Source organism: Streptomyces sp. NPDC039423, from assembly GCF_055598725.1.
In genome coordinates this window covers 904,359-926,270 of record NZ_JBVKAH010000001.1, presented here as the reverse complement: position 1 = coordinate 926,270, position 21,912 = coordinate 904,359, and the positions used below count along the sequence as shown (strand labels likewise).

The following is a 21,912-nucleotide window of genomic DNA, read 5'->3' as shown; positions in this document are numbered from 1 at the left end:
TGCGTCACCTGCCGGACGTCGTCGGTGCGGTGGGCGGGGCGGGCTCGGCCGTCGCCTCGCCGGGTACGCCGCGGACCGTGCCGTCGGGGCCCAGGAAGGCGGGGCTGCCGCCGGGCACCATGCCGAGTTCACGGGCCCGGCGCTCCAGCGCGTCGGGGGCGGACCGGCCGTCCACGTCCCGCTGGAGCTCCTGCTCCTCGTCGGTGAGTTCGGTGGTCCTCTTCTTCAGCTCGCTGAGCCGGAAGGATCCCTCGTTGAGGGAGGAGTTGAGGAGCAGGAGGGTGATCAGGCCGCCGCCGAGGAGCAGGACGACCAGCAGGACGAAGGGGGTGCGGGCCGCGGTGCTGGGCCCGGACGGCATGAGCCGCGCGAGCCGCGCCGCCCGTCCCTTCAGCGGTCCCGCCTTGGTCACCTGTCCTCCCGGTTCGCCCCGCTGTCCCGTCCGTGGTCCACGCCGCCGCCGTGCCCGCGCCCGTCCTTCCGGCCGGGCTGGCCGCTCACAGCTCGTCCCGCCTGATCCGCTCGGCGCCCCGGAGCCTGGCGGGGGCGGCGCGGCGGTTCTCGGCGACTTCCTCCTCGGTGGGGAGTTCGGCACCGCGGGTCAGGAGCTTGAGCTTCGGCTGGTAGCGCTCCGGCACGACGGGCAGCCCCGGCGGGGCGGTGCTGGTGGCGCCGGCCGCGAAGACCTGCTTCACCAGCCGGTCCTCCAGCGAGTGGTACGACAGGACGGCGATCCGGCCGCCCACCGCGAGGGCCTTCACCGCGGCCGGGACGGCCCGCTCCAGGACGGTCAGCTCGCCGTTGACCTCGATGCGCAGGGCCTGGAAGGTCCGCTTGGCCGGGTTGCCGCCGGTCCGCTTGGCGGCCTGCGGGAGGGCGTCGCGGATCAGCTCGACGAGCCGGGCGCTGTTGGAGAAGGGTTCCTTCTCCCGCTCCCGTACGATCGCCGCCACGATCCGCTTGGCCTGCTTCTCCTCGCCGTACTGGCGCAGGATGCGGACCAGCTCGCCGGGCGGGTAGGTGTTGAGGACCTCCGCCGCGCTGATGCCGGTCGTCTGGTCCATGCGCATGTCGAGCGGGGCGTCCTGCGCGTAGGCGAAGCCCCGGTCGGCCTCGTCGAGCTGCATGGACGAGACACCGAGGTCGAACAGGACGCCCTGGACCTCCGGGACGCCCAGCCGGTCCAGGACCTCGGGGAGCTCGTCGTAGACGGCGTGGACCAGGGTGGCGCGGTCGCCGAAGCGGGCGAGCCGCTCACCGGAGAGCCGCAGGGCCTCTTTGTCCCGGTCGAGGGCGATCAGCCGCGCCTCGGGGAAGCGGGTCAGCAGCGCCTCGCTGTGGCCTCCGAGGCCCAGGGTGCAGTCGACGACCACCGCACCCGGCTGCCCCAGTGCGGGTGCCAGCATGTCCAGGCACCGCTGGAGCATCACCGGGACGTGTCGGGTCTCGCTCATGCGCCCTCTCAGATTCGGCGCGGTGGACGTACTGCCGGATCCCTCCCGTCCGGGGAGGCCCGCCGGCGCCGGAAAAGCGTCGGCCGACCGGCGAGCGGGAGAGGGCCGAGCCGTACCTGCCGCCGCACACGCGGGGGGAGAAACTGCGGATTCGCTGGGATTCGCTCAATGTCTCCGTGAACTTCGCGTCACTTTAGTCCACTGCCCCGCGCGGTCAATCAACCGGGCAGCGCGTCGCGCGGGGCGGCGGCGCACGGGGCGCGATCACGGACGACTCACCCGGACAGTGGCCCGCCCTCACCCCTGTGGGTTACCTCACAACAAGGCACGTTGGAGTTCTTTGTCCCCTCTCACAGCGAGCCGCGGCGGGGCGTGACCATTAACGTTTGAGCCATGACGACTTCAGCATCCGCGCACCCCTCGCCGAGCCCCATAACCGACGGCGGCACGGTCACGGACCGTCTCGTCGAGGCCAACCGGCAGTACGCCGCCGGCTTCACCGACCCGGGCATGGACGCCCGCCCCGTGCTGCACGTCGCGGTCGTCGCCTGCATGGACGCCCGGCTCGACCTGCACGCGGCGCTCGGTCTCGAACTGGGTGACTGCCACACGATCCGCAACGCCGGCGGTGTCGTCACCGACGACGTGATCCGCTCGCTCACCATCAGCCAGCGCGCGCTGGGCACCCGCAGTGTCGTGCTGGTGCACCACACGGGCTGCGGCCTGGAGTCGCTCACGGAGGAATTCCGCCACGAGCTGGAGCAGGAGGTCGGCCAGCGGCCGGCCTGGGCGGTGGAGGCCTTCCGCGACGTCGACCAGGACGTACGGCAGTCCATGCAGCGTGTGCGGACGTCGCCGTTCCTGGTGCACACCGACGACGTGCGGGGCTTCGTCTTCGACGTGAAGACGGGTCTCCTGCGCGAGATCGACCCCTCTTCCTGAGGTTTCCCGGCACGGGACACCCTCCCGGAACACGCCATCTCCGACATATCGCGCGCGGTTGTCCACAGCCGAGTGACACGTACGGGTAACGGCAACAAGAATGCGGGGGTGACACCGCTCCTGAATGGTTCGGAGACGGTGTCCGTGTTTCAAGGGTGGACCGTGCCGTCAGTCGCGCACGGCCCATGGAACGGGCCGAGGAGGGCCGTGTGACGACCTATGACGATCGAGCGAGCCTCACAGATCTGACCACCACGGCGGAACGCGTCCGCAGGTCGGTGGAGGGTGTGATCGAGGGCAAGCCTGAGGTCGTACGGCTTTCGCTGACCGTGCTGCTCGCCGAGGGACACCTCCTGATCGAGGATGTCCCCGGCGTCGGCAAGACCATGCTGGCCAAGGCGCTGGCACGGTCGATCGACTGCTCCGTGCGGCGCATCCAGTTCACGCCCGACCTGCTGCCGTCGGACATCACCGGTGTGTCGGTCTACGACCAGCAGCGGCGTGAGTTCGAGTTCAAGCCGGGCGCGATCTTCGCGCAGATCGTGATCGGCGACGAGATCAACCGCGCCTCGCCCAAGACCCAGTCGGCGCTGCTGGAGTCGATGGAGGAGCGCCAGGTCACCATGGACGGGCACAGCTACGAGCTGCCCAGCCCCTTCATGGTGGTCGCCACGCAGAACCCGGTCGAGATGGAGGGCACCTACCCGCTCCCCGAGGCCCAGCGGGACCGCTTCATGGCCCGCGTCTCGATCGGCTACCCCAGCGCCGAGGCCGAGCTCCAGATGCTGGACGTGCACGGCGGGGTGTCGCCGCTGGACGACCTCCAGCCGGTGGCGCACGCCCACGACATCGTGAAGCTGATCGACGCGGTGCGCACGGTCCACGTGGCCGAGGCGGTCCGGCGGTACGCGGTGGAGCTCGTCGCGGCCACCCGCACCCACCCGGACCTGCGGCTCGGCGCCTCGCCGCGCGCCACGCTGCACCTGCTGCGGGCCGCGAAGGCGTCCGCCGCGCTGAGCGGCCGCGACTACGCCCTGCCCGACGACGTCCAGGCACTGGCCGTCCCCGTGCTGGCCCACCGGCTGCTGCCCACGGCCCAGGCGCAGCTGAACCGGCGTACCTCCGAGCAGGTCGTGCGGGACATCATCCAGCGCACGCCGGTACCCACGGCGGCTCCGCCGGCGGCCGCGCCGCACGGCTCGCCGCTGTCCGGTGGCCGGGTGCCCGGCGGCCCGATGCAGGGCGGTCAGATGCCCGGCGGCCCGGGGGCCGGCGCCCCGCTCTACGGCCAGCAGCAGCCCGGCGTACGGCGGCTGTGATGGCGGCCGGGGGGCCCGCCGGCCGGGACGGCGAGAACAGGGGCGGGGTGCGGGCCGCCCTCGGGGGGCTGACGACCCGCGGCCGGTCCTTCCTGGCGGCCGGCGTCGCGGCGGCGGTGTGCGCCTACGTACTGGGACAGGGCGACCTGCTGCGCGTCGGGTTGCTGCTGGCCGTCCTGCCGCTGGTCTGCGTGCTGGTGCTCTACCGCACCCGCTACCAGGTGGCCGGCAGTCGGCGGCTGGCGCCGCAGCGGGTGCCGGCCGGCGCCGAGGCGCGCGTCCACCTGCGGATGGAGAACATCTCGCGGCTGCCCACGGGCCTGCTGATGCTCCAGGACCACGTGCCGTACGTGCTGGGGCCGCGGCCCCGGTTCGTGCTGGACCGGGTGGAGGCGGGCGGGCGCCGCGAGGTGTCCTACCGGGTCCGCTCGGACCTGCGCGGCCGCTATCCGCTCGGGCCGCTCCAGCTACGGCTGAGCGACCCGTTCGGGATGTGCGAGCTGACCCGCTCGTTCAGCGCCTACGACATGCTCACGGTCATACCGCGCACCGAGCCGCTGCCGCCCGGCCGGCTGCCGGGCGAGGCCTCGGGATACGGCGAGGGGCGGCCGCGTTCGCTGGCCCTGGCCGGCGAGGACGACGTGATCCCGCGCGAGTACCGCTACGGCGACGACCTGCGGCGGGTGCACTGGCGGTCCACCGCTCGGTACGGCGAACTGATGGTGCGCCGCGAGGAGCAGCCGCAGCGCGCCCGGTGCACGGTGCTGCTGGACACCCGCGAGGTGGCCTACCAGGGCTTCGGGCCGGACTCCGCCTTCGAGTGGGCGGTGTCCGGCGCGGCCTCGGTGCTGGTGCACATGCTGGAGCAGGGCTACTCCGTCCGGCTGCTGACCGACGAGGGCAGTCCGCTGCCCGGCGACGGTGACGGGTTCACCGGTGCGGCACAGGACTCGGCGGACGCGGCGGGCCTGATGCTGGACACCCTCGCGGTCGTCGACCACTCCGACGGGGCCGGGCTCTCGCGCGCCCTGGACCTGCTGCGCTCCGGGAACGAGGGACTGCTGGTCGCGTTCATCGGCGACCTCGACGAGGAGCAGGCGGCGGTGGCCGCCCGGATGCGGCAGCGCAGCGGCGCGGCGGTCGCCTTCGTCCTGGACAGCGGTACGTGGCTGACCGGCGGCGCGGTGGCCGGCGCGGTGGAGGACAGTGTGCGGCGGCTGCGGGACGCGGGCTGGACGGCGGTGGCCGTACCGCCCGGGGCGTCGCTGGCCGAGTTGTGGCGGCGGACGGGCGGGGCGCCCTCCGGACCGGGCGCGGCGAGCAGGGGAACGAGCGGAATGTCCGGGGTATCGGGGGGTTGGTCATGAGCGGTCGCGGGAGGCTGGCGCTGTGCGCCTTCGCCGCCACGCTGATGGCGGCCGGGGCGCTGCTGCCGCTGGTCGATCCGGCCACGTGGATCATCCAGGCCGCGGTGCTGGTGGCGCTCCAGAGCGGGGCGGGCGCGCTGGTGCGGCGCTGGTCGTCGGCACGCGCGCTCACGGTCGCGGTCCAGGCCCTGGTGGGCCTGGTGGCGCTGACCGTCCTCTTCGCCCGGGACCAGGCACTGGCCTGGTTCCTGCCCGGACCGGACGCGATCCAGCGGTTCGGGTTGCTGCTGACCTCGGGCGCGGAGGACGTCGGGCAGTACGCCACCCCGGCGCCCGCCACCGACGGCATCCGGCTGATGCTGGTCGGCGGCGTGCTGGTGATCGGGCTGGCCGTCGACGCCCTGGCGGTGACGTTCCGCAGCGCCGCTCCGGCGGGGCTGCCGCTGCTCGCGCTGTACTCGGTCGCGGCCGGCCTGTCCGGTGGCGGCGCGAGCTGGCTGTGGTTCCTGCTGGCCGCCTCCGGCTACCTGCTGCTCCTGCTGGCCGAGGGCCGCGACCGGCTCTCCCAGTGGGGCCGGGTCTTCGGCGGCGCGGCCCCGGGCGGACGTGGCCCGGCCGGGCGGGCGGGCGGGCCGCTGGCCCCGGTGCGGACCGGGCGGCGCATCGGCGTGGTCGCCCTGGGCATCGCGCTGGCCGTGCCGGCCGCGCTGCCGGCCCTCGGCGGCGGACTGCTGGACGGCACCGGCGCGGTGGGCGGCAAGGGCGGCGGGGTGATCAACGCGGTCAACCCGCTGGTGGCGCTCCAGGACAACCTGACGCAGCCCGAGGACCGCGAGGTGCTGCGCTACCGCACCAACGCCGAGGACACGTCCGGGCTGTATCTGCGTCTGACGTCGCTGGACGACTTCGACGGCGCGTCCTGGAAGCTCTCCGAGCGCCCGATCGTCGACGTCCCCGAGCGGCTGCCGCAGCCGGCCGGGCTGAGCGGCAGTGTCAACGCGGCGGAGATCACGACCAGTGTGTCGGCCGCCGGCACCTACGAACAGCGGTGGCTGCCCATGCCGTTCCCCGCGTCCCGGGTCGAGGTCGACGGGCGCTGGCGCTTCGAGCCGGTGGGACGCACGCTCGTCGGCGACGGCGACCAGACCACGAAGGGCGCGCAGTACACGGTGCGCAGCCTGGTCGTGGAGCCGACCCGGGAGCAGTTGGCCAACGCCCCGCAGCCGTCGGCCGACCTCGAACGCGAGTACACCGAGGTGCCCGGGTCGCTGCCGCCGGACGTGCGGTCGACCGCGGCCCGGGTGACCAGGGGCGCGGCGACCGACTACGAGCGGGCCGTCAAGCTCCAGGACTGGTTCGCGGTGGAGGGCGGCTTCCGTTACGACACCACGGTGTCGTCGGGCACGGGAGCGGCCGCGATCTCGCAGTTCCTCAAGAACAAGGAGGGGTTCTGCATCCACTTCTCCTTCTCGATGGCGGCGATGGCCCGGACGCTGGGCATTCCGGCGCGGGTCGCGGTCGGCTTCACCCCCGGTGCGCCGCAGTCGGGCGGCTACATGTCGGTCGGCATCCGTGACGCGCACGCATGGCCCGAGCTGTACTTCGAGGGCGTGGGCTGGACCCGTTTCGAGCCCACCCCGACGCGCGGCACGACGCCCGAGTACACGCGGCCGGAGGCGCCGACGGGACGGCCGAGCACACCGGCGCAGCCGGAGGAGAGCGCCGCCGCGGTGCCGTCGACGCAGCCGTCCACCCAGGAGAGCTGCCCGCCGCAGGCGCGGCGCCTGGGCGAGTGCGGGGACGTCCAGGACCCCGGCGCCGTCGCCGCGGCCGACTCGGGGCCGCCGCTGGGCACGATCCTGCTGGTCGCCGCGGGAGTGGTGGCGGTCGTACTGCTGCCCCTGCTGCCGATGCTGTGGCGGTCGCGGGTACGGGCCCGGCGCCTCGGCCGGGCCGGGCGCGGCCCGGAGGACGTGGCCGCCCGGACCCTGGCGGCCTGGGAGGAGGTCCTGGACACGGCGTGGGACCACGGCATTGCGCCGGACGACTCCCGGACGCCGCGCAAGACGGCCGAGCGGATCGTCCTGCTGGGCGAGCTGGACGGTCCCCCGGCCGAGGCGGTCCACCGGGTGGCCGGCGCGGTGGAGCAGGTGCTCTACGCCCCCCGGCCGGGCCACGTGGCGGGACTGGCCGAGGACGCGGCCCGGATCCGTGCGGGTCTGGCCGCCGGATCCGGCCGGGCCGGCCAGCTGCGCGCGCTGCTGCTCCCCCGCTCGACCGTCCGGGTGGTGTGGGCGGTGTCGGACCGCTGGGCGGCGCTCACCGGCCGGTGGGCCGGCCGGCGCCACCGCCTGGTGGCCCGCGTCGCCTCCCTGCTCCGCCGCCCCTCCCGCCAGGGCGGCTGACCCGGCGGCCGGGGGCCCCTCCCGGCACCCCACCGCATGACGAGGCCCCGGCCGGGTGGCCGGGGCCTCGTCATGCGGTGGGGTGCCGGGAGGGATCGAACGGGGCCGCGTCCAGGATGTGCCGGGGCGGACCAGCCGCATCCGACGGCCGAGCGGCGCGCGTCCCGGCAGGGACGGGGGTACCCGCTCGTATCACTGGGCGGCGGGTGGGTGGACATGGGTGAGGGGCGACCGCCGTCGGCGGTCGCCCCTCACCCATGTCTCATGCCGTGGCGCTCAGTGGCCCTGCTCGTCGCGGCGGCGCTGCCACCGCTCCTCGATCTTGTTCATCATCGAGCGGCGCTGCCGGGGGTGCCGGCCGTGGGCCGTGCCTCCGTCGGTCTGCTGCTGCTCACCCGGTTTCGGCGCCTTGCGCCAACCGGTGACCGCGAGGACCGCACAGCCGAGCATGACGAGGAACCCCACCACGCTGATCCAGATCTGCTGGGCGACCATTCCGGCCATGAGGAGCGCGATACCCACCAGGAAGCCTGCGACCGCCTGGTACACCCGTCGCCGGGTGTGCGTACGCAGCCCGCTTCCCTCGAGCGCTGTCGCGAACTTGGGATCTTCGGCGTACAGCGCTCGCTCCATCTGCTCGAGCATTCGCTGCTCGTGCTCCGAGAGCGGCACGGAGTCCTCCTCGTCGTCGGTCGCTGGGGGCGACCGGTATGCGGCCCTTTCAGGATAGGCAGGGATTCGCCCCCGTGAAACCCGCCCTGTGCCTTTCACCGATCGGACCGCCATGCCGGTTCGGGTGGTGAGGCGTTGATTCCCCGTCCTCCGATCCGTCATGCCGGATGGTGTCCCTCGATCATACGGGGATCCGGCTGCGAGCGGGCGGCCTGTGGCGTACTCCATCTGCGGCTGCGCCGCTGATCAGCCCGCTGGTCGGATCAGCCCCGCTTTTCGCCCAGCACGTGCAGTTGGGTGGCGACCGACCGGAACGCGGGGAGCTCGGCGGCGGCGGCCTCCAGCTTGAGCAGCGCGTCGAGGGCGCCGGGCTCGGTGTCGACCAGGACGCCGGGGACGAGGTCGGCGAAGACCCGCACGCCGTGCACGGCGCCGACCTCCACACCGGCCGCCTCGACGGCCTCGGTCAGTTGCTCGGCGGTGAAGCGCCGCGGGACGGGGTCGCCCTCGCCCCAGCGGCCCGCCGGGTCGGTCAGGGCGCGGCGGGCTTCGGTGAAGTGCCCGGCGAGCGCCCTGGCGAGGACGGCGCCGCCCAGTCCGGCCGCGAGCAGGCTGAGCGCGCCGGAGGGCCGCAGGGCCTCGGCGGCGTTGCGCACGCCCTCGGCGGGGTCGTCCACGTACTCCAGGACGCCGTGGCAGAGCACCGCGTCGTAACCGCCGCGCTCGACGACGTCGAACAGGCCGTGGATGTCGCCCTGGACGCCCCGCACCCGGTCGGCGACGCCCGCCTCGGCGGCGCGGCGCTCCAGCGCGAAGAGCGCGTTGGGGCTGGGGTCGACGACGGTGACCCGGTGGCCCAGCAGCGCGACGGGGACGGCGAAGTTCCCGCTGCCGCCGCCGGTGTCGAGGACGTCCAGGCTGTCCTTGCCGGCCGCCTTGACCCGGCGGTCGAGGGCGTCCTCGAGAACGTCCCACACCACGGCGGTACGAAGGGAGGCGCGGGGGCGCTGCGGGTCCGACACGGCAGTTGACTCCTCGGTGACGGTTACGAACGCTTCCCACCCTATGGCCTCACGAGCGGTGCCCCGGTACTCAGTTCGTACGGTCCGTGCCCGACCGCCGGGACCGGGGCCGCGGCAGCGGCGGCCGGGGCACCAGCAGCCGCTCCACCAGGCCCAGGAACATGGTCACGTCCCGGACGAGGTCGTCGGCGTCGCGGTTGCTCGCCGCGCCCCGTATGCCGGCCTCGGCGCGGGCCCGGCGGGCGGCGCCGGCGGCGAACAGGGCGCTCCACTCGGTCAGCTCGGGCGCCACTTCAGGGAGCACCTCCCAGGCGCTGCGGATCTGGCGGCGCTTGCGCGGGGTGGCCTCGGGGCGGCCGTGAACGGCGAGCACGGCCGCCGCCGTGCGGAGGGCGGCGAGGTGGGCGAGGGCGTACCGCTCGTTGGGGGTTTCGAGGGTACGCGCCTCCTCCAGGCCCGCGCGGGCCTGGCCGAGCAGGTCGAGAGCGGCGGGCGGCGCGGCGGCGCGACGCTGCACGGGGTGGATGTCGCTCGCCGCCGTGTGGGTACCGGCCATGACGAACCTCCAGTCGTCGTGTGACGGCGCGGTGGCCGTATGTGCCCATCGTGCGGGGCGGCACTGACAGTCGGCCCCGACCAGGCACTTTGCTTCGATCGAAGGTTCGGAGTAGGTTTTTGCACTGACCGGTCAGTTCAAAGAAATGGGGGCTCGTGGACAGCCAGGACGACGACCTGGAAACCCCGGACGAGCGGGACGGCGGAACGGACACCCGGGACGGGGCGGACGCACGGGACGGGGCGAACACGCGGGACGGGGCGGACGAGCGGGACGCCCGGGACGAGAGCGGCACCGCCTCCGCCCGGCCGGCCGCCGCAGCCGAGGACGGCGCCGATGACGCGGACACCGACACCGACGCGGACAGCGACGAGGACGTGGCCACCGACGTGACCACCGATGCCGCCGCCGGTACGGACACGGGCGGGGACACGGATCCGCCGCACACCGGCGAGGGCGACCGCACCGGCGGCCCGGTCGCCGCGGGCGCCGCCGTGGTGGCGAAGGGGTTCGGGCTCAAGGGCCCGCGCGGCTGGACGTTCCGCGGTGTGGGCGTGGACGCCGCGCCCGGCTCGCTGGTGACGATCGAGGGGCCGTCCGGCTCCGGCCGGACCTGCCTGCTGCTGGCCCTCACCGGGCGGATGCGCGCCACCGAGGGGCACGCGGAGGTCGGCGGGCACCCCCTGCCGCGGAAGATGGCGGCCGTCCGGCGGATCAGCGCGCTCGGCCCGGTGGCCGGCGTCAGCGATCTCGACCCGGCCCTGACCGTCGACGAGCACCTGCGCGAGCGCGCCCTGTTGCAGCGCCGGTTCGACGGCTCGCCGCTCGCCCTGCTGCGGCCGCGCGCCGAACGCGCCGCCGCCTCCCGGGCGCGCGTCCAGAAGGCCCTGGAGGCCGCCGGACTGGACCCGGCCTCGCTGCCGAAGGGGGGACGCACCTCCGTGCGGGACCTGGACCGGCTGGAGGTCCTTCGCCTGTCCATCGCCCTGGCGCTGATCGGCGGACCCCGGCTGCTGGCCGTGGACGACGCCGATCTGAAGCTCTCCGACGCCGACCGGGCCGAGGCCTGGTCCCTGCTGCGGTCCATAGCCGGCGCCGGTACGACGGTGCTGGCCGTGTGCAGCGAGGCACCCGGGAACACGATCACCATCCGCACCACCGAGGAGGGGGCGGCCGATGCGCTCGCCGAAACTGGCCGCGCTTGAGCTGAAGCGGTTCGGCAGGGGGAAGCTGCCGCGGGCCGCGCTCGTCGCGATCCTGCTGCTGCCGCTGCTGTACGGCGCGCTGTACCTGTGGTCGTTCTGGGACCCGTACGGCAGGCTGGAGAAGCTGCCCGTGGCGCTCGTCAACGAGGACCGGGGCGCCACCGCGGACGGCAAGAAGCTGAACGCGGGCGACGACCTCGCGAAGAACCTGCGGGAGAGCAAGGTCTTCGAGTGGCACGAGGTGAGCGACGCCGAGGCCCGCGAAGGCGTGGAGAACGGGACGTACTACCTGTCCCTGACCATGCCGCGGGACCTCAGCCGGCGCATCGCGTCGAGCTCCGGGGACGCGCCCGAGACGGGCGCCCTCCAGGTGCGGACGAACGACGCCAACAACTACATCGTCGGGCAGATCTCGAAGACGGTGTTCGCCGAGGTCCGCACCGCCGCGTCGACGAAGTCGTCCCGGTCCTTCCTGGACAAGATCTTCATCAACTTCTCCGACCTCCACGACGCCACCGAGAAGGCGGCCAAGGGGGCCGATGAGCTCAAGAGCGGGGCGGCGCGGGCCAAGAAGGGGTCCAAGGACCTCTCCGACGGCCTCACCGACGCCAAGAAGGGCAGCGGCAAGCTGGCCGGCGGCCTGAAGAAGCTGGACGGCGGCGCGGCCGACCTGGAGACGGGCGCCCGGCAGGTCGCGAACGGCACCCAGACGCTCGCCGACAAGGTCAACGGCGTGGCCGCCGACGTACGCCCGTACCTCAGGGACAACGGCAAGAAGATCGGCGACTCCGCGCGGCTGGTCTCGGACCTCTCCCAGGGCATGCGCAACAGCCTGGACCTCATCGTGAAGAAGGGCCCCGGGCTGCGGACGGGCGCCCATGCGGCCGCCGACGGGCTCGCCGCCTTCCACAAGGAGGAGTGCGAGGACAACCCGCTGCCCGACCCCAAGCTCTGCCCGAAGGTGGAGAAGGCGAAGGTCGCGTCCGCCGACGTGGCCGTCATCGCCGACGACCTCCATGAGCTGGCCAAGGACGGCAACGGCAACCTGAAGAAGCTGGACACGCAGCTCAAGGACCTCCAGGCCAGGGCCGACGCCCTCGCCGAGCGGGCACCGCACCTCGACGAGGACCTCGCCGACGCCGTCCGCAAGATCAACGAGCTGAACGCCGGCGCCCACCGGGTCGCCACCGGAGCGGACACCCTGCACACCGGCCTGACCGGCGCCAAGGGCGGCATCGCCGAGCTCGACACCGGGGTCGGCAGGCTCAAGAAGGGCGCCGGCGACCTCAACAGCGGTCTGTACAAGCTCGCCGACGGCTCCTCCGAGCTGGCCACCGGCCTCAACGACGGCGTCGGGAAGATCCCGGACTACGACAAGCAGGCCCGCGACCGCCGCACCGAGGTGATGGCCGACCCGGTCCAGCTCGCCTCCAAGTCGCTGCACAAGGCGTCCAACTACGGCACCGGGTTCGCCCCGTACTTCATCCCGCTCTCCCTCTGGGTGGGCGCCATGGTGGCGTACATGCTGATCCAGCCGCTCAACCGCCGCGCCCTCGCCGCGGGGGCCTCCGCGTGGCGCATCGCGCTGGCCGGCTGGCTGCCGGTGGCCGCCCTCGGCGTGCTCCAGGTGGGCGCCCTGATGTCCGTCCTGCACTGGGCGCCGGGGCTGGGGCTCCAGATGGCGCGGCCGGCCGGCACGGTCGGGTTCCTGCTGTTGGTCACCTGCTGCTTCGCCGCGATCATCCAGTGGCTGAACGCCCGCTTCGGCGCCGCCGGGCGGATCCTCGTCCTGGCCCTGCTGATGCTCCAGCTGACCTCGGCGGGCGGCACGTACCCCGTGCAGACCAGCCCCGGCTTCTTCAACACGATCCACCCCTTCCTGCCGATGACGTACGTCGTCGAGGCGCTGCGCCGGCTCATCACCGGTGGCGGGCTCGGGCCGGTCTGGCAGGCGTGCGCGGTCCTGGCCGCGTTCACCCTCGGAGCGGTCGCCCTGACGGCCCTCTCCGCGCGCCGCAAGCAGGTGTGGACCCTCGATCGCCTGCACCCGGAGCTGAGCCTGTGAGAATCGACGCCATGGACACCCAGAGCAGCAGACGGCAGGCCACCCGCACCAAGCTCTACGAGGCCGCTGTGACCCTCATCGCCGAGCAGGGCTTCTCGGCGACGACGGTGGACGAGATCGCGGAGCGCGCCGGGGTGGCCAAGGGCACGGTCTACTACAACTTCAAGAGCAAGACCGAGCTCTTCGAGGAACTGCTGCGGCACGGCGTCGGGCTGCTGACCGCCTCCCTGCGGGACGCCGCCGACGAGACGGCGGCGCGGGGCGGCACCCGGGTGGAGGCGCTGGACGCCATGATCCGCGCGGGTCTGGTCTTCATCGACCGCTACCCGGCCTTCACCCAGCTGTATGTGGCCGAGTTGTGGCGCACCAACCGCGCCTGGCAGTCGACGCTGCTGGTGGTGCGTCAGGAGGCGGTCGCCGTGGTCGAGACGGTGCTGCGGGAGGGGGTCGAGGGCGGCGAGCTGAGCGACGAGATCGACATCCCGCTGACGGCGGCCGCGCTGGTCGGGATGGTGCTGGTGGCGGCGCTCGACTGGCAGGCGTTCCAGCGGGAGCGCTCCATCGACGACGTCCACTCGGCCCTGTCCCGGCTCCTGCACGGGCGCGTCAGCGGCCGCTGAGGCCCGTAGGGCGGTGGGCCCCTGAACGGCGGGAGGCGCGCGCGGGACGGTGCGGCTCGCGGGCCCGCACGGGGAACGGAAGAAGCCGGTCCGGTGAGGCTCGATCCCCCCGAGCCTCACCGGACCGGCGTCATCCCCCGTGTCCCCCGTGCGTTCCCCCGGGGAGAGCCCCGACCCCCGTGTCCCCCCGTCGGTCTCCGGGCTCTCCGTCACGCACCCCCGTTCCGGCAGGTGCGCGGTGCCGTTTCCGCCGCCCCGTGTCGGCGGTGCCGGCCCCGCGCCCCTTCCGGGGTCCCCACTCTTCCGTCCGGGCGGGGCCGGCCCCATCCGCGTACCTACTCATCTCGACGGCTAGGTACGGGTACTCAGAGGCCCGTGTTCCTGCCCACGCGCGCGTGGGCCCGGCCGGCCGGGCTGTCGGCGGGGCCGGACGGGGGGCCGGATAGGGTCCGTCCCATGGCACGGATTGTGGTGATCGGCGCGGGGATGGGCGCCATGGCGGCGGCGGCCCGGCTGGCGGTCGCGGGCCACCGGGTGGCGGTGTACGAGCGGTCGGCGACGTACGGCGGGGCGGTCGGCCGGCTGGAGCGCGAGGGTTTCGCCTTCGACACCGGCCCCGGCCTGCTGCACCTGCCCGCCGTGTACCGGGACCTGTTCGTCAAGACCGGCAAGGAGCCGCTGGAGCGGTGCGTCCGCATGGCGCAGGTCGACCCGGCGAGCCGGCACGTCTTCGCCGACGGTATGGCCGTGTCGCTGCCGAACGCCTCCCGGGCCGGAATCGTCTCGGCGCTGGACGCGGCGCTCGGCGCGGGGGCGGGGGCGCGCTGGGGCGAGTTCCTGAACCGGGCGCGCGACGCCTGGGACCGGTCCCGGAGGCCGCTGCTGGAGGAGCCCTTGCCGGCCGACGTGGCACCGTTCGGCCGCGACCCGTACCCGGCGGTCAGGACTGGTCTGCTGCGCCGTTCCGCGGCCACCCTGGCCGAGGTGGGCCGGCGGGAGTTGCGCGACGCGCGGCTGGCCGCCCTGCTGGAGAGCCACGCCCTGGCGTACGGCTTCGACCCGGTGACCGCTCCGGCCGCCGCCGCCGTGCTGCCCTACATGGAGCAGACCTTCGGGACCTGGTACGTGGCGGGCGGCATGCGCGCGCTGGCGGACGCGGTGTACGAGCGGTGCCGGCAGCGCGGGGTGGAGTTCGTCCTCGGCACCGAGGTGACCGGGGTCCTGGTGGAGGACGGCCGGGCCGTCGGCGTGCTCCCGGCCGGCCGGGAGCCGGTCCGGGCGGACCACGTCGTGGCGGGCGCCCCGCTGCCCGGGCTGTACCGCGATCAGGTCCTGGAGTGGGAGAGCACCGACGAGTGGCCGCGCCACCAGCGGGGTGTGCCGACCGGCCGGGTCACGGTGTGCCTGGCGCTGCGGGGGGCGCGGGAGGCGGACGCCGTCCACCGGACCGTGGTGCACTCGGCGGACCGGGAGGACGAGCTGGACGCGCTCGCGCGGGGGCGGCTGTGCGAGCGCCCGACCGTGACGGTGCTGCGCCCGGACGACGAGCTGCTGCGCCCGGACGCGGACCACGAGGCGGTGACCGTGACCGCGACGGTCGCGGCGGGCGGGGCGTGGGCGTCGGACAACTTGTGGGGGACGGGCGGGGCGGCGGGCGGGGAGCCCGCGGTGGCGGCCGCCGTGGAGGCGTTCGCCGACCGGATGGTCGAGGCCGCCGCCGCTGCCGTGCCCGGCCTGCGGGAGCGGCTGCTGTGGCGGGTGGTGCGCACCCCGGCGGACACGTTCCGGGAGACGGGCGTGTACCAGGTGCCGGGGCCGGCGCTGGCGGGTGCGCGGGGCGCGCTGCTGCCCGCCGCGAACCCGGGGCCCGTCGGCGGGCTGTACTTCGCGGGAGGCTGGGCGCACCCGGGCGGCGGGCTGGCGCACGCCGGGATGTCGGGCGCGCTGGTGGCGGGGCTGGTCGTCGAGGGCGCGGACTTCCGCGGCTCCCGGTAGCGGCGGCCCGGGGCCACCGCGGCCCCGGCCGTGCGCCGGGCCGGCCGGAGGCGAGCGCCGGTCAGTAGCGGTAGGGGTCGCCCTGGCCGGGGTCGTAGCCGTACGGCGACTGCTGCGGGGGCTGGTCCTCCCCGTCGCGCTGCTGCGGCACCCACACACCGCCGGGCGGGGTCTCCCTGCCGTACTGGCTCGTGTAGGGGTCGGCGGTGTACTGCGGCTGTGCACCGTAGCCGATGTCGTACGGCGCGGTGCCGACGTACGGGTCGGAGTAGGCGGCGTAGCTCTGCTCGCCGGTGCCGTAGTCGTACGTGGCGGTCGTGGCGTAGGTGCCCTGCTGGTCGTAGCCGGTGGGGGCGTAGCCGCCGAAGCCGCCGTCGTAGGCGGCCGCCTGGGCGGGCTGGGGGGCGGGGGCGGGCTCGCCGTAGGGCTCGCTGTAGACGCCGTACTGCCCGGTCTCGTCGGGCAGCGGCTCGGGGGCGTAGACGGCCGTGGACTCGGCGGCCGCCGGCTCCCGCTCGTCGTCGTAGGCGAGGCCGGAGACCTCCAGGGTCGGCCCGGCGGGGGCGGCGGCCCCGGCCTTGCGACGGCGGCTGGCGCCGGGGCGGCCGCCGATCGCCCAGCCGGTGGAGAAGCCGCGCCGGAAGGAGAGCGTGACGCAGGTCTGGCCGATCGCGAAGGCGATCGCGCCCGCCGCGATCACGGGGACGGACGGCAGCAGCACGCCGAGGACCACGCCCAGGAAGCCCGCGAAGGCGAGCAGCCGCCAGCGCAGCCGGGCCTTGTACTGCAGGAGCACCTCACCGAGCAGCCACAACGCGACGATGCCGAACGCGATGTAGAGGACCGTCCAGCCCATGCCCGCCCCTCTCATGCGGCCTCCCGCCCCGGGAGGTGGCGGGTACGGCCGGTCAGGACTGCTCGTGCAGTCCGAGATTCTCGTAGATCTCGAGCGTCGCCGTGGAGTTGTTCAGCGTGATGAAGTGCAATCCGGGGACGCCCTCGGAGAGCAGCCGCGCGCAGAACTCCGTCGCGTACTCGATGCCAATGGAGCGTACAGCGGCCGGATCGTCCTTGACGGCGAGGATCCGCTCTTTCAGGTCGGCCGGGAAGTGGGCGTTGCTGAGCTGGGCGAACCGTTCGATCTGCTTGACGCTGGTGACGGGCATGATCTCGGGGATGATCGGCGTCTCGCAGCCCCTGGCCGTGACCCGGTCGCGCAGCCGCAGGTAGTCCTCCGGCTGGAAGAACATCTGGGTGATCGCGTAGTCCGCGCCCGCCCGGCACTTGTCCACGAAGTGCCGGATGTCGGTCTCCCAGTCGGTGGAGCGGGGGTGCATCTCGGGGAAGGCGGCGACGCCGACGCAGAAGTCGCCGGACTCCTTGATCAGCCGGACCAGATCGGCGGCGTACCGCACGCCCCGGGGGTTGGGGACCCACTCGCCCATCGGGTCGCCGGGCGGGTCGCCCCGGACGGCGAGGATGTTGCGGATGTCGGCGTCGGCGTACTGGCCGATCATGTTCCGCAGTTCGGCGATCGTGTGGTTGACGGCGGTGAGGTGCGCGACCGGGGTGAGCGTGGTGTCGGCGGCGATCTCCTGGGTGGCCTTGACCGTCCCGGCCCTCGTGGACCCGCCGGCCCCGTAGGTGACGGAGACGAAGCTGGGGGCCACCGCTTCGACCCGGCGCAGCGCGTTCCAGAGGTTCCGCTCGCCCTTCTCGGTTTTGGGCGCCCAGAACTCGAAGGAGTACGTCGTGCCGGTCGCGAGCAGATCGCGCACCGTCCGTGCGCGGTCCGTCCTGGTGGAAGGTGTGCCAAGGGCCATACGGGCAGGTTAGCCACGGGTCGGGCGTCACCCAACCGGAGCAGGGTGATTTGTCCGCTTTTGCCGGGCTGTTGTCCACCCCTTGGACAGTCGTGGACACCCTGGGCCGGCGACGGCGGTTCCTAGGCGGAGCGTTCGCGGATCCGCTTCGCCAGGGCCGCGGTGGCCGTGGCGGGGTCGTCCGCCTCGGTGATCGCCCGGACGACGACGATCCGGCGGGCTCCGGCGTCCAGCACCTGGTCCAGGTTGTCCGCGTCGATGCCGCCGATGGCGAACCAGGGGCGGTCCTGGTCCAGCGACGCGGCGTACCGCACGAGGTCCAGCCCGGGCGCGTACCGCCCCGGCTTGGTGGGGGTGGGCCAGCAGGGGCCGGTGCAGAAGTAGTCCACGCCCGGCTCGGCGACCGCCGCGTCCACCTCGGCCTCCGCGTGCGTGGAACGGCCGATCAGGACGTCCTCGCCCAGGATGGCGCGGGCGGCCGGGACGGGCAGGTCGCCCTGACCCAGGTGCAGCACGGCTGAGCCGGCGGCGTGGGCCACGTCGGCCCGGTCGTTCACCGCGAGCAGGGTGCCGTGCCGGCGGCAGGCGTCGGCGAACAGCGCGAGGTGCTCCAGCTCCTCACCGGCCTCCATGCCCTTGTCGCGCAGCTGCACGACGTCCACGCCGGAGGCGAGCACCGCGTCCAGGAACTCGGGCAGGTCGCCCTGCCGCTTGCGGGCGTCCGTGCAGAGGTAGAGCCGGGCGTCGGCCAGTGCGGCGCGTGCGGTGGACATGAGGTGTTCCCCCCGTGGGTGCGGCGGTGTCCGGGCCGGGAGGGCTCCCCCGGCCCGGACACCGCCTGGTGTCGGTGTTCCGCCCGGCGTGCCCGCCGGGCCCTGCCTGGACGTCAGACGGCGAGCGCCTGGGCGCGGCGCTTCACCTCCGTGCCGCGATTCTCGCTGAGCGCCTGCGCGGGCGTGCCCGGCAGGGTCGGGTCGGGAGTGAAGAGCCACTCCAGCATCTCTTCGTCGGTGAAGCCGTCGTCCTTCAGGAGGGTCAGGGTCCCGGCGAGACCCTTCACGACCTTGCCGTCCTTGATGAAGGCGGCAGGCACCTGGAGCGTCCGGTTCTCACCCCGGCGCACGGCGATCAGCTGGCCCTCCTTGACCAACTGCCGCACGCGCGTCACCTCGACGTCGAGGAGTTCCGCGATGTCGGGCAGGTGGAGCCAGGCGGGGACGAGAGCATCGATCTTTGCGTCAATCTCGGTCACGGGTCTAGCGTGCCATCCCGCGCTGACAGCCGGTAGCCGGGCTACGCCGGACCGGCCCGCGCTACCCCCGGGCGGCCGACTTCAGCGGGACGGCCGGGTCCGCGGCGAGCGCGGGGTCCAGCACGGTGCCCGCCTCGATGAGCTTGCGCCCCTGCGCCAGGTCCCGGGGCCGGCCGACGGCCAGCAGCGCCACCAGGGCGCCCTCGCGCAGCCACACCACCGACCAGGCGGCGCCGGCCGGGTCGCCCCGCCACACCATCGTGTCGGCGGTCCCGTGGTGGCCCGCGTACTGGACGAACCGCCCGAACTGCTCGGACCAGAAGTACGGCACCGGGTCGTACGGCCGCGGCGCGTCCCCGACGATGGCGGCGGCCACCGCGCGCGGGCCCTGGAGGGCGTTGTCCCAGTGGTGCACCACCAGCCGCTCGCCGTAGCGGGCGGACGGGAAGGAGGCGCAGTCGCCCACGGCGTACACGTCGGGAGCGGACGTCCGGAGGTGGTCGTCCGCGACGATCGCGCCCTCCGGGCCGAGGGCGACGCCGGAGCCGGCCAGCCAGCCGGTGGCGGGCCGGGCTCCGATGCCGACGACCACCGCCCCGGCGGGCAGCAGCCGGCCGTCCTCCAGGGCGACCTCGCCGGGTTCGACGTGCCCCACGCGCGCGTGCGTCAGGAGCGCGGCGCCGCTCTCCTCGTACCAGGCGGCCATCGGTGCGGCGACCTCGGCGGGCAGCGTCCCGGCGAGCGGCCGGTCGGCGGCCTCGACGACGGTGACCGCGCAGCCGGCCTCCCGGGCGGCCGTGGTGAACTCGGCGCCGATCCAGCCGGCGCCGACGACCACCACGTCGTGCTTCTCCGCCAGGACCGGACGCAGCCGCTCGGCGTCGTCCAGGGTGCGCAGCAGGTGGACCCCGCGCACGCCCTCGGCGCCGGGCAGGGCGAGGGGCACGGCGCCGGTGGCGATGACCAGGACGTCGTACGGGACGGGTCCGGAGGCGGTGTCGACCTCATGGGCGCCGGGGCGCAGGGCGGTCACCTCGACGCCCAGGCGCAGCCCGATGCCGAGCGCCTCGAAGTCCACGTCGAAGGCGGAGCCCTCCGCCGTGCCCAGGAGGACCGCCTTGGACAACGGGGGCCGGTCGTACGGCTGGTGCGGTTCGGCCCCGATCAGCTGCACGGGGCCGGTGAAGCCCTGCTCGCGCAGCGCCACGGCCGTCTGCACCCCCGCCATTCCGGCACCCACGACGACCACGCGCCGCTCTGCTCGCATCCGCTCGTTCACCCGCCCACCTTATGCATCTGACGATTCGTCAGGAAGGGAGCTCCTCCACCACACTGGTGCCGGCGCCCTCCTGGGACTCCCATGCCCAGGTCTCCTCCAGCCGAACGCGCCCGTCCGCCAGTTCCACGACCGTGGACAGGCAGTGCCCCGACGCCGTCCGCCCGTCGCGCTTCAGCTGGACGTACCGAAAGTCGAGACGATCTCCCGTCCGGGTTCCCACCAGGTGCCCGCGCACCACGTCACCGCCCGCGTACTCGGCCCAGACGCGGCCGTCCTCCTCGTGGTACGTGAACCGGGTCGCCGTGCCGACCTGACCGGGAGCCTGGTCCGCCACCGGTGAGAGGACGAGTCCGTCGAGCGACCGCGCCACGGTGAAGCTCCCTTACTGCGGGTTGCGGGCTGGGGTTAGTCTGGCCACCGTAGAGCACTCGCGGGAGCCCGGACGCACCGGGCTGAGAGGGAGGCTGGGACGGCCTCCGACCGTACGAACCTGATCCGGGTCATGCCGGCGAAGGGAGGGGCTGGACGCCCATGCATCCACGTACCACGGGTCCACGTACGACCTCGGACGTCCTCGTCGTCGGGGGCGGCATCATCGGCCTGGTCACGGCCTGGCGGACCGCGCAGCGGGGTCCGCGCGTCACCGTCGTCGACCCCGCGCCGGGCGGCGGGGCGGCGCAGGTCGCGGCCGGCATGCTCGCCGCGGTCACCGAACTGCACTACGGGGAGGAGACCCTCCTCGGGCTCAACCTGGAGTCGGCGCGCCGCTACCCGGACTTCGTCGCCGAGCTCCAGGAGGCGGCCGGCGGGACGGACGTGGGCTACCGCTCCTGCGGCACGCTCGCCGTCGCCCTGGACGCCGACGACCGCGCCCACCTGAAGGAACTGCACGCCTTGCAGCAGCGCTCGGGCCTGGACTCGGAGTGGCTGACAGGCCGCGAGTGCCGGCGCCTGGAGCCCATGCTGGCGCCCGGCGTGCGCGGCGGACTGCGGGTGGACGGCGACCACCAGGTGGACCCCCGGCGGCTGGCGGCCGCCCTGGTCGCCGCCTGCGAGCGGTCCGGGGTGGCGGTCCACCGCGCCCGGGCGGAGCACCTCGTGGTGACCCGGGAGCGGGCGGCCGGCGTTCTCCTGGAGGACGGCACGGAACTGGCCGCCGGGCAGGTGGTGCTGGCGGCCGGGAGCCTGAGCGGCCGGTTCGGCGGCGTACCGGAGGAGGTGCTGCCGCCGGTACGGCCGGTCAAGGGGCAGGTGCTGCGGCTGTCCGTGCCCCGCGCCTACGCGCCCTTCCTGAGCCGCACGGTCCGTGCGGTCGTACGCGGCAGCCAGGTGTACCTGGTGCCGCGCGAGAACGGCGAACTGGTCGTCGGCGCCACCAGCGAGGAGCTCGGCTGGGACACCACGGTCACCGCGGGCGGGGTGTACGAGCTGCTGCGCGACGCCCACGAGCTGGTGCCCGGCATCACCGAGCTGCCCCTGACCGAGACCCGCGCGGGGCTGCGCCCCGGTTCTCCCGACAACGCGCCCCTGCTCGGCCCCACCGCCCTGCCCGGGCTGCATCTGGCGACCGGGCACTACCGCAACGGGGTGCTGCTGACCCCCGTCACCGGGGACGTGATGGCCGCCGCGCTGACCACCGGGGAGCTCCCGGAGGAGGCCCGGGCGTTCACCCCCGCGCGCTTCCGGTCCGCCTCCCCCGCCCCGTCCCCGTCCCTCTCTCCGGCAGGAGTGTCATGAACGTCTCCGTCAACGGCGAGGCCCGACGGCTCGCCGGCCCCACCACCCTCGACGCCCTGGTCGCCACCCTCACCTCGGCGCCCTCCGGGGTCGCGGCCGCCGTCAACGAGACGGTGGTCCCGCGCAGCCAGTGGACCGGGACGCTGCTCGGCGAGGGCGACCGGGTCGAGGTCCTCACCGCGGTCCAGGGGGGCTGAGC

Annotated in this window: 21 protein-coding genes and 1 riboswitch; of the genes, 10 read left to right on the top strand and 11 right to left on the bottom strand. The window is 74.2% G+C overall.

Annotated features, from left to right (window positions below; genetic code table 11):
* Positions 1-4: 4 nt before the first annotated feature.
* Entirely contained in the window at positions 5-412 is a 408-nt protein-coding gene (gene ftsL, locus ACZ7LK_RS04145; protein WP_392276163.1) for a cell division protein FtsL, read from the bottom strand.
* Positions 413-497: 85 nt separating this feature from the next.
* Positions 498-1,454: a 16S rRNA (cytosine(1402)-N(4))-methyltransferase RsmH gene (rsmH, locus tag ACZ7LK_RS04140; RefSeq protein ID WP_392276162.1), complete on the bottom strand. Its 957-nt coding sequence runs from the start codon at positions 1,452-1,454 to the stop codon at positions 498-500.
* 393 nt (positions 1,455-1,847) lie between these two features.
* On the opposite strand from rsmH, the gene ACZ7LK_RS04135 reads away from it, so the two are divergent.
* The 4 genes from ACZ7LK_RS04135 to ACZ7LK_RS04120 all read left to right on the top strand — a co-directional run bounded on the left by ACZ7LK_RS04135 (position 1,848) and on the right by ACZ7LK_RS04120 (position 7,487).
* Complete coding sequence (locus tag ACZ7LK_RS04135; RefSeq protein WP_392276161.1) at positions 1,848-2,396, top strand: beta-class carbonic anhydrase; 549 nt, start codon at positions 1,848-1,850, stop codon at positions 2,394-2,396.
* A gap of 209 nt (positions 2,397-2,605) precedes the next feature.
* Positions 2,606-3,715: an AAA family ATPase gene (locus ACZ7LK_RS04130; RefSeq protein WP_469464164.1), complete on the top strand. Its 1,110-nt coding sequence runs from the start codon at positions 2,606-2,608 to the stop codon at positions 3,713-3,715.
* Positions 3,715-5,082 carry a DUF58 domain-containing protein gene (locus ACZ7LK_RS04125; protein ID WP_392276159.1) on the top strand — a complete coding sequence of 456 codons (1,368 nt, stop codon included), beginning with the start codon at positions 3,715-3,717 and terminating at the stop codon, positions 5,080-5,082. Before ACZ7LK_RS04130 ends, ACZ7LK_RS04125 begins: the two co-directional genes overlap by 1 nt.
* Positions 5,079-7,487 (top strand): transglutaminase TgpA family protein, encoded by a 2,409-nt coding sequence (locus ACZ7LK_RS04120; RefSeq protein ID WP_471138273.1) that lies wholly within the window; start codon positions 5,079-5,081, stop codon positions 7,485-7,487. The genes ACZ7LK_RS04125 and ACZ7LK_RS04120 overlap by 4 nt, the downstream gene beginning before the upstream one ends.
* A gap of 276 nt (positions 7,488-7,763) precedes the next feature.
* Here the strand turns inward: ACZ7LK_RS04120 and ACZ7LK_RS04115 are convergent, their stop codons facing one another.
* The 3 genes from ACZ7LK_RS04115 to ACZ7LK_RS04105 all read right to left on the bottom strand — a co-directional run bounded on the left by ACZ7LK_RS04115 (position 7,764) and on the right by ACZ7LK_RS04105 (position 9,737).
* The gene (locus ACZ7LK_RS04115; RefSeq protein ID WP_392276157.1) at positions 7,764-8,159 is read right to left on the bottom strand and encodes a DUF3040 domain-containing protein; all 396 of its coding nucleotides are present in this window, start codon (positions 8,157-8,159) and stop codon (positions 7,764-7,766) included.
* 263 nt (positions 8,160-8,422) lie between these two features.
* Entirely contained in the window at positions 8,423-9,181 is a 759-nt protein-coding gene (locus ACZ7LK_RS04110; RefSeq protein WP_392276156.1) for a methyltransferase, read from the bottom strand.
* A 70-nt stretch (positions 9,182-9,251) separates the two neighbouring features.
* Positions 9,252-9,737: an SAV_6107 family HEPN domain-containing protein gene (locus ACZ7LK_RS04105; RefSeq protein ID WP_392276155.1), complete on the bottom strand. Its 486-nt coding sequence runs from the start codon at positions 9,735-9,737 to the stop codon at positions 9,252-9,254.
* Positions 9,738-9,892: 155 nt separating this feature from the next.
* On the opposite strand from ACZ7LK_RS04105, the gene ACZ7LK_RS04100 reads away from it, so the two are divergent.
* From ACZ7LK_RS04100 to ACZ7LK_RS04085, 4 genes are all read left to right on the top strand, one after another.
* Positions 9,893-10,942 (top strand): ATP-binding cassette domain-containing protein, encoded by a 1,050-nt coding sequence (locus tag ACZ7LK_RS04100; RefSeq protein WP_471138270.1) that lies wholly within the window; start codon positions 9,893-9,895, stop codon positions 10,940-10,942.
* The gene (locus ACZ7LK_RS04095) at positions 10,914-13,007 is read left to right on the top strand and encodes a YhgE/Pip family protein (protein WP_471138268.1); all 2,094 of its coding nucleotides are present in this window, start codon (positions 10,914-10,916) and stop codon (positions 13,005-13,007) included. The genes ACZ7LK_RS04100 and ACZ7LK_RS04095 overlap by 29 nt, the downstream gene beginning before the upstream one ends.
* Positions 13,008-13,018: 11 nt before the next feature.
* Positions 13,019-13,627: a TetR/AcrR family transcriptional regulator gene (locus tag ACZ7LK_RS04090; protein ID WP_392276152.1), complete on the top strand. Its 609-nt coding sequence runs from the start codon at positions 13,019-13,021 to the stop codon at positions 13,625-13,627.
* Positions 13,628-14,083: 456 nt separating this feature from the next.
* A complete protein-coding gene (locus ACZ7LK_RS04085) occupies positions 14,084-15,622 on the top strand; it encodes a phytoene desaturase family protein (protein WP_471138266.1) in 1,539 nt (512 codons plus the stop codon).
* Positions 15,623-15,683: 61 nt separating this feature from the next.
* Here the strand turns inward: ACZ7LK_RS04085 and ACZ7LK_RS04080 are convergent, their stop codons facing one another.
* The 6 genes from ACZ7LK_RS04080 to ACZ7LK_RS04055 all read right to left on the bottom strand — a co-directional run bounded on the left by ACZ7LK_RS04080 (position 15,684) and on the right by ACZ7LK_RS04055 (position 20,346).
* The gene (locus ACZ7LK_RS04080; RefSeq protein ID WP_392276150.1) at positions 15,684-16,478 is read right to left on the bottom strand and encodes a hypothetical protein; all 795 of its coding nucleotides are present in this window, start codon (positions 16,476-16,478) and stop codon (positions 15,684-15,686) included.
* A 52-nt stretch (positions 16,479-16,530) separates the two neighbouring features.
* Entirely contained in the window at positions 16,531-17,445 is a 915-nt protein-coding gene (gene metF, locus ACZ7LK_RS04075) for a methylenetetrahydrofolate reductase [NAD(P)H] (protein WP_392276149.1), read from the bottom strand.
* Between the two features lie 122 nt (positions 17,446-17,567).
* Positions 17,568-18,218, bottom strand: coding sequence for a thiamine phosphate synthase (gene thiE / locus ACZ7LK_RS04070; RefSeq protein WP_392276148.1), 651 nt, complete (start codon positions 18,216-18,218; stop codon positions 17,568-17,570).
* A 113-nt stretch (positions 18,219-18,331) separates the two neighbouring features.
* The gene (locus tag ACZ7LK_RS04065) at positions 18,332-18,697 is read right to left on the bottom strand and encodes an Rv2175c family DNA-binding protein (protein ID WP_392276147.1); all 366 of its coding nucleotides are present in this window, start codon (positions 18,695-18,697) and stop codon (positions 18,332-18,334) included.
* Between the two features lie 61 nt (positions 18,698-18,758).
* Complete coding sequence (locus ACZ7LK_RS04060) at positions 18,759-19,964, bottom strand: NAD(P)/FAD-dependent oxidoreductase (protein WP_392276419.1); 1,206 nt, start codon at positions 19,962-19,964, stop codon at positions 18,759-18,761.
* A 40-nt stretch (positions 19,965-20,004) separates the two neighbouring features.
* Positions 20,005-20,346 (bottom strand): avidin-fold protein, encoded by a 342-nt coding sequence (locus ACZ7LK_RS04055; protein ID WP_392276146.1) that lies wholly within the window; start codon positions 20,344-20,346, stop codon positions 20,005-20,007.
* A gap of 50 nt (positions 20,347-20,396) precedes the next feature.
* A riboswitch (TPP riboswitch) is annotated at positions 20,397-20,510 on the top strand.
* On the opposite strand from ACZ7LK_RS04055, the gene thiO reads away from it, so the two are divergent.
* Entirely contained in the window at positions 20,508-21,713 is a 1,206-nt protein-coding gene (gene thiO / locus ACZ7LK_RS04050; protein WP_471138262.1) for a glycine oxidase ThiO, read from the top strand. Its footprint overlaps the riboswitch before it by 3 nt.
* Positions 21,710-21,910 carry a sulfur carrier protein ThiS gene (gene thiS, locus ACZ7LK_RS04045; protein ID WP_469465113.1) on the top strand — a complete coding sequence of 67 codons (201 nt, stop codon included), beginning with the start codon at positions 21,710-21,712 and terminating at the stop codon, positions 21,908-21,910. Before thiO ends, thiS begins: the two co-directional genes overlap by 4 nt.
* Positions 21,911-21,912 lie beyond the last annotated feature (2 nt).